Source organism: Lentilitoribacter sp. JB5-8, from assembly GCF_055693385.1.
In genome coordinates, this window is record NZ_CM146332.1 from 955,311 (window position 1) to 967,022 (window position 11,712).

The 11,712-nt window shown below is 44.8% G+C and carries 12 protein-coding genes; 3 read left to right on the forward strand and 9 right to left on the reverse strand.

Annotation, left to right across the window (positions count from 1 at the left end; translation table 11 throughout):
• The 7 genes from ACZ1GZ_RS04585 to ACZ1GZ_RS04615 form a co-directional block, all read right to left on the reverse strand.
• The gene (locus ACZ1GZ_RS04585; protein ID WP_472667298.1) at nt 1-423 is read right to left on the reverse strand and encodes a Fur family transcriptional regulator; all 423 of its coding nucleotides are present in this window, start codon (nt 421-423) and stop codon (nt 1-3) included.
• A gap of 64 nt (nt 424-487) precedes the next feature.
• Nucleotides 488-976: a ribosomal protein S18-alanine N-acetyltransferase gene (gene rimI, locus ACZ1GZ_RS04590; RefSeq protein ID WP_472667299.1), complete on the reverse strand. Its 489-nt coding sequence runs from the start codon at nt 974-976 to the stop codon at nt 488-490.
• Between the two features lie 21 nt (nt 977-997).
• Nucleotides 998-1,684: a tRNA (adenosine(37)-N6)-threonylcarbamoyltransferase complex dimerization subunit type 1 TsaB gene (tsaB, locus tag ACZ1GZ_RS04595; RefSeq protein WP_472667300.1), complete on the reverse strand. Its 687-nt coding sequence runs from the start codon at nt 1,682-1,684 to the stop codon at nt 998-1,000.
• An 11-nt stretch (nt 1,685-1,695) separates the two neighbouring features.
• Nucleotides 1,696-2,265, reverse strand: a complete 570-nt coding sequence (locus tag ACZ1GZ_RS04600; RefSeq protein WP_472667301.1) for a NifU family protein — start codon at nt 2,263-2,265, stop codon at nt 1,696-1,698.
• A 107-nt stretch (nt 2,266-2,372) separates the two neighbouring features.
• Nucleotides 2,373-3,437 (reverse strand): tryptophan--tRNA ligase, encoded by a 1,065-nt coding sequence (trpS, locus tag ACZ1GZ_RS04605; RefSeq protein ID WP_472667302.1) that lies wholly within the window; start codon nt 3,435-3,437, stop codon nt 2,373-2,375.
• 117 nt (nt 3,438-3,554) lie between these two features.
• Nucleotides 3,555-5,105 carry a murein biosynthesis integral membrane protein MurJ gene (murJ, locus tag ACZ1GZ_RS04610; RefSeq protein ID WP_472667303.1) on the reverse strand — a complete coding sequence of 517 codons (1,551 nt, stop codon included), beginning with the start codon at nt 5,103-5,105 and terminating at the stop codon, nt 3,555-3,557.
• A gap of 4 nt (nt 5,106-5,109) precedes the next feature.
• Complete coding sequence (locus ACZ1GZ_RS04615; RefSeq protein WP_472667304.1) at nt 5,110-7,932, reverse strand: [protein-PII] uridylyltransferase; 2,823 nt, start codon at nt 7,930-7,932, stop codon at nt 5,110-5,112.
• 130 nt (nt 7,933-8,062) lie between these two features.
• On the opposite strand from ACZ1GZ_RS04615, the gene ACZ1GZ_RS04620 reads away from it, so the two are divergent.
• Nucleotides 8,063-8,776: a sulfate transporter family protein gene (locus ACZ1GZ_RS04620; RefSeq protein WP_472667305.1), complete on the forward strand. Its 714-nt coding sequence runs from the start codon at nt 8,063-8,065 to the stop codon at nt 8,774-8,776.
• Between the two features lie 14 nt (nt 8,777-8,790).
• Here the strand turns inward: ACZ1GZ_RS04620 and nth are convergent, their stop codons facing one another.
• Nucleotides 8,791-9,555 (reverse strand): endonuclease III, encoded by a 765-nt coding sequence (nth, locus tag ACZ1GZ_RS04625; protein WP_472667306.1) that lies wholly within the window; start codon nt 9,553-9,555, stop codon nt 8,791-8,793.
• 42 nt (nt 9,556-9,597) lie between these two features.
• Here nth and ACZ1GZ_RS04630 point away from each other — a divergent pair, with 42 nt between their 5' ends.
• Nucleotides 9,598-10,068: a DUF2244 domain-containing protein gene (locus ACZ1GZ_RS04630; RefSeq protein WP_472667307.1), complete on the forward strand. Its 471-nt coding sequence runs from the start codon at nt 9,598-9,600 to the stop codon at nt 10,066-10,068.
• Nucleotides 10,069-10,177: 109 nt separating this feature from the next.
• Nucleotides 10,178-11,062 (forward strand): methylated-DNA--[protein]-cysteine S-methyltransferase, encoded by an 885-nt coding sequence (locus ACZ1GZ_RS04635; protein ID WP_472667308.1) that lies wholly within the window; start codon nt 10,178-10,180, stop codon nt 11,060-11,062.
• A 9-nt stretch (nt 11,063-11,071) separates the two neighbouring features.
• Here ACZ1GZ_RS04635 and ACZ1GZ_RS04640 read toward each other — a convergent pair whose 3' ends face one another.
• On the reverse strand, nt 11,072-11,707 hold the full coding sequence (locus ACZ1GZ_RS04640; RefSeq protein WP_472667309.1) for a 2,3-bisphosphoglycerate-dependent phosphoglycerate mutase: 636 nt from the start codon (nt 11,705-11,707) through the stop codon (nt 11,072-11,074).
• Nucleotides 11,708-11,712 lie beyond the last annotated feature (5 nt).

Here is an 11,712-nt window from a genome sequence, read left to right on the forward strand (position 1 = left end):
TTACGAACCCTTCTTCAGCGGAATGCCGTAGAGCTCTAATCTGTGGTCAACCAACTTAAACCCATGTTCACGGGCAATGCGTTCTTGCAGAGCCTCAATTTCAGGCGAATTAAACTCAATAATTGTTCCTGATTTCAAATCAATAAGGTGGTCATGATGTTCATCGGGTACGCTTTCATAACGTGAACGTCCATCGCGAAAATCATGACGTTCAATTATGCCTAATTCTTCAAACAGGTTCACGGTACGATAAACGGTTGAGATCGAAATTTTGGGATCAATTTCAACGGAGCGACGATGCAATTCGTCTGCATCGGGATGGTCTTCGGAAGCCTCTAAAACACGCGCAATAACGCGGCGTTGTTCAGTCATGCGAAGACCCGCATCTGCGCATCTGTTTTCAAGTGATTTTTCCGCGTCCATCTCGGCTCACTCCAGTTCATTGCCTCGCGAGGCAAATTACCAAGCAAGAAAAGATTTATATGCTTTAGTGCAGCTTTAATTCTAAAACAAGCGCATTGCTGCGAGTTTCACCACCATTGTCGTAATAGGCTTTGCGTTCACCCACGGTTTGAAAACCAATTTTCTGATAAAGATGAACCGCCGGAATATTGTTCTCGTCAACTTCAAGAAACATTTTTTCAGCACCACGTTGGCTTGCTTCTCCAATCGCAGCTTGCATCAAACGCCAACCAATGCCTTTTTTCTGCAAGGATTCATCGGTGCCAATCGACAAAATTTCAGCTTCATCAGCAACCACACGCGATAAAACAAATCCATGTACATTCTCGCGATTAATTGGGCGTGCATAAAAGCCAAAAACGCTATTTTGCGCTAAAAGCGAAGAGCATTCAGCTTCATCCCAACCACGCTTAAACAGATGAGAATGTAACTCCGCAACGGAATATGACTGTTCATTTGCCAGCTTTAAGACTTCGAGTTCCGGTTTGGATGAAAACAATTTTCCCAATGGCACGATAATTCAATCCCAGATGTTTTAGGCGCGATCAAGCGCAAAATTCACATTTGGCTTTGCATCCGCCTGCCGCAAATATTGTGGCCGCAGTTCCAAGACACGACCTTCTTTTATCAGATCTACGGCCAATCTTGCAACTATCTCAATGTCGGGGAAGGCGTCTTCATGGACAATTTCAGCGTCTGAAAAAACATTATCGTTAAGTTCTCTCAATGGAATGACACCGCTTCCGCATAGGATAAACGTATCGGACATAATCATCGTAAGCGCATCCTCATAAGATATGGCTTGAGGTGAAATTCGCTTCTCTTCCGATGCATACTGCCCAGATAGATATACCTCTCCACGACGCGCATCTAATAAAGCCAATACATTTTTTTCATTGCCTTGCTTAACCCCATAACCCATTGCATCCAGACTGCTTATACCCGTCGATGGAATGTGCAGAGCTAATGCTAAGGCTCGACAATAAGAGATGCCCACACGAATACCGGCAAAGGATCCGGGCCCAATAGTAACGGCCAAATGAGTGATATCTTGAAATGTGAGATTTGCTTTATGCAAAACATCTTCCACAACAGAAGGCAGATGTTCAGCATGCCCGCGCCCTATACTTTTTGAAACTGAGGCAATGGATGCGGAAGTCTCGCCGTCGTAAAGGCAAGCGGCACACATAGGCCCTGCAGTATCAACGGCAAGAATAATCACGATATGTTAAATTAAACAGCTTCAACTTCTTCGACTTCTGGGATGAAGTGACGAAGAAGGTTTTGAATGCCGTGTTTAAGAGTTGCAGTAGAAGACGGGCAACCTGCACATGCGCCTTTCATGTGTAAGAAGACTTTGCCTTCTTTATAACCATGAAAAGTGATGTCGCCACCATCTTGAGCAACTGCTGGGCGCACACGTGTTTCTAATAGCTCTTTGATTGTTGTTACGATGTTTGCATCCGCTTCATCATAAAACTCTTCAGAACTATCTGCAGACACACCACCCTGGTTTGACGTCATAACCGGAGTGCCAGCCATGAAATATTCCATGATGGTTGCCAAAATAGATGGTTTTAAATGTTGCCAATCAAGACTGTCGTCTTTGGTAATTGTGATAAAGTCATATCCGTAGAAAACACCTTTTACACCAGAGACTGAGAATAGCTTTTCTGCAAGCGGTGACGCGCCATTGATACTATCAATGGATGGAAAATCAGCTGTACCGGTTTCGAGCACAACTTTACCCGGTAAGAACTTCAGCGTCGCTGGATTTGGTGTTGTCTCAGTTTGAATGAACATTTCGTTCTCCATCCGCACAAATTATGCGTTTATGATTATCTAGTTTAGAATCTTTCCAAACAAGATAATCCCAATTACTTTATCTTTCAAGTCACAGGATCTGATAATTATCGCAGAAACCCAATGATATCTTTGACACCATTCATGGTTTTCTCGGCAATAACACCTGCACGCTCAGAACCATCTTTCAAAATAGCATCAATATGATCAGGCTCTGCCATCAAACGACGCATTTCTGCGTTGATCGGAGAAAGTGCCTCAATTGCGACTTCGGTAAGTGCGGGTTTGAACTCAGAAAACGCCTTGCCACCATATTCTGAAAGAACATCGGTTTTTGTCGTTTTGGTCAAAGCTGCAAAAATACCAACCAGATTATCTGCTTCCGCACGATCTTTAAGACCATCTATCTCTGACGGTAGTGGTTCAGGATCAGTTTTCGCTTTACGGATTTTCTTGACAATCAACTCTTCATCATCGGTCATGTTAATACGCGATAAATCCGATGGATCAGATTTGGACATCTTTTTTGTCCCATCTCGCAAACTCATAACGCGCGGCGCAGGACCATCAATCAATGGTTCAGTAATCGGGAAAAACGCGTTCACTGCTTTGTCGCCGTAAACTGCATCAAGACCTAAACCACTTTCGCCAATCCGATCGGAGAAATCGATGTTAAACTTTTGCGCAATATCGCGTGCAAGTTCGAGATGCTGTTTCTGATCATCACCCACCGGCACATGCGTTGCACGATAAAGCAAAATATCCGCTGCCATAAGGCTTGGATATGCCATGAGGCCCAAAGACGCATTATCACGATTTTTACCCGCTTTATCTTTGAACTGGGTCATACGGTTCATCCAGCCAATGCGCGCCACGCAGTTAAAGACCCATGCCAGTTCGGCATGTTGTGGCACTGCAGATTGGTTAAATACAATGTGCTTGGTAGGATCAATTCCAGATGCGATAAAGGCTGCAGCGATCGAACGTGTTTGATTGCGCAAATCATCATGCACTAAATTTGCTGTAATCGCATGCAAATCGACAATACAGTAAATGCAGTTGTGGCTATCTTGCAAAGCGACAAATTTCTGGATGGCACCAAGATAATTTCCCAAGGTAAGAGCACCCGTTGGCTGAACCCCAGAAAAAACCAGTTCTTCAAATTTTGACATATCGTCTCCTGTCAGACTTGTGGAGGGCCTGAATAATTGTTGTTTCGGCTCGGCGTTATGCTGAGCTTAATGGCATGCGTCAAGTAAATTCGGTGAAAGGGCAATGCATTCGATGCGTTAACGTTTAAATGCGCCTTTTATATCACTGAGCGAATATCCAGAGAAAGCCAGGATGATTGCAAAATATACGACCGTTGCAAGAGTGATAACGGTTAGAAGCGTAACAAACTGCACAAGGAAAGTTGCATTAATCAAGGCATTCGAAAACCAAAGGTTGGCAATATATAAGGTCCCCGCCATCAAAATAGACGCAACGATTATTGTAATGACGCGGCGCAATGTTTCCGATGAAATAACATAGTATTTCTGATAGATTAGCGGCACCATCAACATGATTGCATTGACCCAGCCGGAAATGGCTGTTGCGACCGCAATACCCAATACCCCATATGTTGGAAACAGCATCAAGCTTCCGATAATATTGGCTGCAACGCTCGCTGCTGAACACCACATCGGCCAGCGCATATTTTCGCGCACGTAATATGAGGGCGTAAACACCTTGCTGACAACAAAAGCGGGAAGGCCGATGACAAAGATTGCAAGAACAGCAGATGTCACATCAGTTGCGGCGCGATCAAACGCACCTCTTTCAAACAATAATATGATAATTGGCTTTGCCAGCAACCCTAAGCCAACCGCAGCAGGTAGTGTCAGCAGCAGGGCAAATTCTAAGCTTTTGTTTTGCAAAGCCATCACTTCTGATTTTTGATCAGCTTTAAGCGCACGTGATAATTCCGGCAGCAACACAACGCCAATTGCAATTCCGATAACCCCCAAGGGCAATTGCATTAAACGGTCAGCATAGTTGATGATCGCAATCGCTCCGTCTTGAGCTGAGGCGATGATTTGCCCGACTATGAGGTTGATTTGTGTAATTCCTCCGGTGATTGCTGCAGGTAATGCCAACCACAATAAACGCCTAACTGATGGAGTGAGGCGTGGCATTTGCCATTTTGGTACAAAACCTTCCTTATGTGTTGCCCAAAGTAGGAGCGCAAACTGTAATATACCGGAGATGGTTACAGATACGGCAAGTAAAATACCAATTTGACTTGGTTCGAGATTAAAAACTGCCGAAGCAGACAGCGCTAGAATAAGCACAACATTTAAAAGAACCGGTGCAAGTGCTGCTAAAAAATATTTCCGCAATGAATTAAGTATGCCAGCGAGCATCGCAACAATGCTCATGGCGGCAAGATAGGGAAACATAATTCGGGTGAGCGAAATAGTTAGCTCAAATTTTTCGGGATTGGTGACAAATTTTGGTGCAACGATGGTTCCAACCAACCAAGGCATAAACGCGATCGCCAGCGCTGAAACAGCCAATAAGATGATCATTAAAACGGAAAAAACTTCAGCTGCAAACTGTTTTGCAGATGTTTCACTTTCTTCCAAACGTTTGGCAAATAGTGGAATAAATGCAGCATTAAAGGCACCTTCAGCAAAGAGCCGGCGAAACAGATTTGGAAAACGTAGGGCGGCATAAAAAGCATCGGCAACAGGCCCTGTTCCCAAAAAAGCAGCAATCAGCATTTCGCGAACAAAGCCAAGCACGCGGCTCGCCATTGTGGCTCCGCCTACACTTGCAAACTTTTTAAACAGCGCCATTCGTCTAAGCCGTCTCTTGAGTTGAGTTCGTCCGATATCTTGGGATGCCGGATGAGCTTGTATCGCCTTGTCCGCTTTTTAGGACATCTTTTAAATATTCAACAATGCGTGCCTGTCGTGTCGCGCTGGTAATCTTATGTCCAACCAAATCGCAAACATAAAATGTATCGACAACCTTTTCACCAAATGTGGTGATATGAGCGGAGGCGATATTGAGTGATAATTCAGCAAGCGCCTGAGTGATTTCTGATAGCACACCAGGGCGATCCAAACACTCAATTTCAATGAGTGAGAACTGTTCAGATAAGTTGTTGCTGATCGTCACTTCAGGTGCAATTGCAAATGCTTTGCGGCGTTGGCGAACACGCTTGCGGGCAATAACATCCGGTAGTCTTGCTTCACCGGCTAAGACATCTTCAATGAGTTTACCAATCGTTGCCCCGCGTCTTAACTCATCCTCATCGGTGTCGAATTCGCGGTTGATCATAATGGTATCAAGCGCGCGACCATCGCTCGTCGTGAACACTTGCGCATCGGCAATATTGGCACCAGCGGCTGAACATGCCCCAGCAACTACGCTTAAAAGGCGAGGGTGATCTGGTGCTAAAATAGTAATCTCTGTGATCTCATGAAATGCATGGGTGCGAACCATATGAGTGAGTTGCAACTCGTTTCTGTCGGCTTCGCGGATCATGTTGGCATGACGTATCTGATCTTCAAGCGGCACGGTCAGGAAATAAGGCTCGTATTGAAGCGTTAGATAATGATCGCGCTCGGCTTTTTCCCAGTCACTTAATGCATCTTCAAGCTCTTTACGAGCCACTTCAACACGTGATGTTCGCGATGCCTCTGAGAAACCGCTGGAGAGCAAAATCTCAGTCTCGTAATACAGTGTTCTGAGCAATTGCCCCTTCCAGCCATTCCAGACCCCAGGGCCAACAGCTGAAATATCACACACTGTTAAAACCAATAGCATTTGCAATCTTGTGAGCGATTGCGCACATTTTGCGAAATCTTGAATTGTCTTTTTGTCATTAAGGTCGCGCGATTGCGCGACAGTTGACATCGTTAGATGCTCCTCAATCAGCCACATAACAAGGCGTGTTTGCGCTTTGGAAAGCCCAAGGCGAGGACATAGTTTTTCAGCAACCTTTGCCCCCGCGATAGAGTGATCTTCCGGTCTACCCTTAGCAATATCGTGGATAAAGATAGCAACATAGAGGGCTTCACGATCGGTAATTTTTGGAAGCAGTTTGTTAGCGAGCGGATGCTCATCTTCCAAGATGCCTTTTTCGATATTGCTTAATATACCAACTGATCTGATAAGATGTTCGTCAACCGTAAAATGATGATACATATTAAATTGCATCATCGAGACGATCTTGCCAAATTCAGGAATAAATTTGCCGAGCACCCCCGCTTCATTCATGCGATGTAAATTGGAACGTGGGTTCCGCCTTGATGTTAACACCGACATAAATAGTCGATTTGCTTCCGGATCATTACGTAGCTTTGAGTTGATCAAACGCATTGAGCGCTTAATCTCTTTAAGTGTGTTTGGATGAAAATCGATCTCGTGTTTATCAGCAAAGTAGAAAACTCGGATGAGATTTACCGGATCATTTCTAAACACATCAGGATTAGACATGACGATACGGCCGCTTTCGTCATGGAAATCAAGGGTGCCAGGTATTTTTCGAACTGTTTGACTAAATCTGCGCAATACATCGGTAAATCGTGGGGCCCGTTTTGCATTTTCAGCTTCAAGTGCCGCACAGAAAATCCGTGTCAGATCGCTGACTTCTTTTGCGATCAAGAAATAGTGCTTCATAAATCGTTCAACAGCTGAAAGCCCGGGATGGGCATGATAATCAAGTGCTGTTGCGATTTCGCGCTGAATATCAAAGGATAGGCGTTCTTCGGCTTTGCGCGTGACATAATGCATGTGGCAGCGCACAGCCCACAGAAAGTCTTCAGCTTTTTTCAAACCATTATATTCTTTACGCGAAAACACACCCAACTTTATCAAGTCTTTATCGCGATCAACCCGATAATAATATTTCGAGATCCAAAACAATGTGTGCAAATCGCGAAGGCCACCTTTGCCTTCTTTCACGTTTGGTTCAACCAGATAAGCGGTATCGCCAGATTTCATGTGACGTTGATCGCGTTCTTCAAGCTTTGCAGAAATAAATTCTGTGCCAGTATTTTTTACAACTTCGTTGTTAAAGCGTTCTATAAGTTCCTGGCCAAGGCTAATTGATCCACAAATCTGACGCGCTTCAAGAATGGATGTTCGAATGGTCATATCATTGCGCGATAGTCGAATACACTCATCGATGTTACGCGTTGCATGCCCCACCTTTTGGCGCAAATCCCAAAGGATATATAAAATCCACTCAACAACTTGTTCTGTCCAAGGATTTGCCTTGTAAGGAAGGATAAATAACAGATCGATATCAGATCCGGGTGCAAGCGTTGCGCGACCGTAACCGCCAACCGCCATGACAGCTAATTCTTCACCTTTGGAAGGGTTTTCGACCCGATAAACATATTGCGTCACAAATCGGAACAATCCGGAGATGATCTGATCTTCCAAGTGGGAAATTCGGTTCGCGCATGCAACACCACCACCGTCTTCTAGTAACATCTCGTGTGCTATTTTTCGGCCTTGTTCATTAACGGATTTACAAAGTGCCAGAACTTCCATTCTGGCTTTGTCACTTTCCCCGCCATGGTCTTTTGCAATCTTATCCAGCTCTCGCTGAAACGCATTTACATCTATGATTTCATCAAACCGATCTGATGACATATTTGTCTTTGACATTGTTATTCCTGTAAACTAGGCCTTTAAAACCGCTTATGCCCTTTTTAGTTACTCGGTACAAGTTTCTAAAGCTTGAAGATCGTATCTGAATACCCCACATAGCAGTCTAACTTGGAATGAGGGGTTTTTTATGATCATTCAAGCGGCGAAAGCGTCCTTTGAAAACATGTTTGCGCCAAGATCGCGAACACTTTTGTTTAAAATACTAGGTGCAACCATCCTGTTTCTAATTGGGATTTGGTTTGGCTTTCAAAATGTCATTGCAGAATATCTGTTCCCAGCCCTAGGTGGCTATATTCCAGAGCTTCCGAGCTGGCTTGCTTGGTTATCAACTGTGTTTATCGTCTTTGCAGCCATCGGTTCTGCATTGGCGCTGGCATTGCTTATATCCCCCATTACAGCGCTCATTGCTGGTTTCTTTATCGATGCAATCGCGGAAGATATCGAGCAAAAACACTATCCAAATGACCCTCCGGGCCGAGGTATGGCAATTGGAGAAACGATCTCCTATTCGCTTAAATTTCTAGCCATTGTTTTGGTGGGCAATTTATTTGCATTGTTGCTACTGTTGGTGCCGGGCGTCAATCTCATCGCGTTTTTTGTCGTCAATGGTTACCTGTTGGGGCGCGAATATTTCGAGTTCGCCGCATTACGTCATCATAGCCCGCAGGATGCGAAAAAATTACGTTCTCGTCACAGCACGACGGTTTTCTTTGCCGGCCTTGTGATTGCGGGTTTCCTGTCGGTTCCGCTTTTGAATTTTTTAACACCATTTTTTGCAGCGGGCATGATGGTGCATTTATACAAAATGATCATGGCAAGGCCCGATCGCTCTATGCGTTGAGATAAAGATGATCGCTAAAAAGGTTGCGCAGGTAACTCAACTAATGCAGCTGGTACGTCGCAGGTCTTTTCTTTTGACTTGCATATGTCTGCTATGACGCATTTGTCACATTCAGGTTTTCGTGCCTTGCAACAATAACGACCATGCAGAATAAGCCAGTGATGCGCGTGATAAAGATATTCCTCAGGAATGCGCTTCATCAATATATCTTCAACATCATCAGGTGTTTTTCCCGGCGCTAAGCGCAGGCGATTCCCGATACGAAAGACATGTGTATCGACCGCCATGGTTGGGATACCAAAGGCCATGGACTGCACGACATTCGCGGTTTTGCGCCCCACACCGGGTAAAGTAATCAATTCCTCACGAGATTGGGGAACTTCACCGCCAAAATCATCGATCAGCTTTTGGCTGAGGGCAATAACATTTTTCGCCTTATTGCGGTAAAGCCCGATAGTCTTGATATATTCTCGAACTTTCTCTTCACCCAGATCGAGCATTTTTTGAGGCGTATCCGCAACGGCAAATAATGCGCGTGTTGCTTTATTCACCCCCGCGTCTGTGGCTTGCGCTGATAGCGCAACAGCTACCACCAAGGTAAATGGATTTACATGTTCGAGCTCACCTTTTGGCTCAGGTCGTTGAATAGAAAACCTGCGAAACATCTCTTTGATCTCATCTTTCGTATAAGGAGATCTAGGCATCGGCTTGCGCTTGGTGGCTGGCTTATGGGTGGCACTCTTTGCCGCAGGTTTATTTTTGGTCTTTGGTTTGGTCATGAAATATCTATACTTGCGATTATGTAAAAAAGGCAATGCAACATGAATGAGAAACCGATTTTTGAAGCATTTTTAACTCCACATCGTTCCTTGGGACGAAAAGGATTTACGGTTTTTGCAATTATTGTTGGCTCCTTGATCTTGGCGCATATTGTGATCTTTATGATCGCAAAAGCATGGCCCGTTGCTATGTTTCTTGGTGTCGATCTCATTCTTATATTTGGTGCTTTTTGGCTTAACTACCGCGCCGGGCGAGAGCGAGAAGAAATCGTAGTGTCACGTCTTGAACTTAAGGTGAGCCAGGTTTCGCCCTCAGGTCGGCGAAAAGAAAAGCTGTTTAACCCATTATGGACAAAGTTTATGGTCGACCGAAAAGAAGATGTCGGCATAACAGATATGAAGTTGCGCTCTGAAGGAAATGATTTGCGTATAGGCTCGTTCCTAAATCCTGACGATCGTGAAAGTTTTGCGCGCGCCTTTGGCGGTGCTCTTGCAACAGCAAAACGACGCTAATTGATTTTTTCGATGTAAAACAACACTTGGTTCAAGAATCGGGTGGTGACTTACGTTAAATTCATGTTTGATAGCGGGTAAACCGAGCTGAATAATAGGGCTACCGATCATGAATATGTCAGTCAAACCGCAAGTGAATATCACGCCAAACGGCACGGACTACGAAATTATTCGTAAAGTGATTGAATTAATCTCAAAAGAATACCAATCCCAACCTAGTCTTGAGATGATTTCGCATGAAGTAGGGTTGGAGCAAACCAAGCTTCAAAAATTGTTTACACGTTGGGCTGGCTTATCTCCCAAAGCATTTTTACAAGCTGTGACGATTGATCATGCAAAACGATTACTTGCGGAAGAAAATCTACCGTTGTTAGAGGCAAGCTATGAGGTGGGGCTCTCAGGACCGAGCCGTTTGCATGATTTATTTGTCACTCACGAAGCAATGTCACCAGGCGATTTTAAAACAGGAGGCGAGGCTTTGGAAATCAAATATGGATTTCATCAATGCCCGTTTGGTATTGCGCTCATAATGGCAACAGACCGGGGTATGGCGGGATTAGCCTTCTGTGATCCGGGTGAGGAATTATCCGCATTTGAAGATATGTCCAGCCGCTGGAAACGCGCAAAATATGTTCAAGATCTGGGCGCTACACAGTGCTATGCAGATCAGATTTTTAATCCGAAAAAATGGCAGTCAGATAAACCTATTCAGCTTGTTCTAATCGGAACAGATTTTCAGGTGGAAGTGTGGCAAGCGCTGTTAGAAATTCCAATTGGGACAGCGACAACCTATTCAACAATCGCTGATAAAATCGGACGTCCAAAAGCGTCGAGAGCGGTTGGGGCTGCGGTTGGCGCAAATCCAATTTCTTTTGTTGTTCCCTGTCATCGCGCTTTGGGTAAATCTGGCGCGCTGACAGGTTATCATTGGGGCATTACCCGCAAACGCGCCATGCTTGGCTGGGAATGCGGGATGCTGGAAAACGGCGTTTAGATCAGAACCCTAGTGGGCCTTTGACATATCACCCAAAACTTCTTTTGAATTTACGCTTGAATCAGCATTGAGCTTGTAAACCATTGGTACACCTGTTGCCAGGTTCACAGACAAGATCTCATCTTTCGTCAAACGATCCAAAATCATCACAAGCGCACGAAGAGAATTTCCATGAGCTGCCACAAGTACGTTTTCACCTTTTAGAACGCGCGGCAAAATATCAGTCATGAAATAAGGCCAAACGCGCGCGCCGGTGTCTTTTAAGCTTTCACCGCCAGGAGGAGGAACATCATATGAGCGGCGCCAAATGTGCACTTGCTCTTCACCCCATTTCTTGCGGGCATCGTCTTTGTTTAAGCCTGCAAGGTCGCCATAGTCACGTTCATTAAGCGCTTGATCGCGAATGATATTGATATCGGTTTGTCCAATCTCATCGAGAATAAAGCCCAGCGTTTTCTGTGCACGGGAAAGTTCTGATGTATATGCAACATCATATCTCAAGCCGTAGTCTTTAAGCGCTTTGCCGCCTTCCTTAGCTTCTTGAACACCTTTTTCGGTCAGATCTGGATCCTTCCAGCCTGTGAAAAGATTTTTAAGGTTCCATTCGCTTTGTCCGTGACGAACCAGTACGAGAGTTCCTGACATTTTAC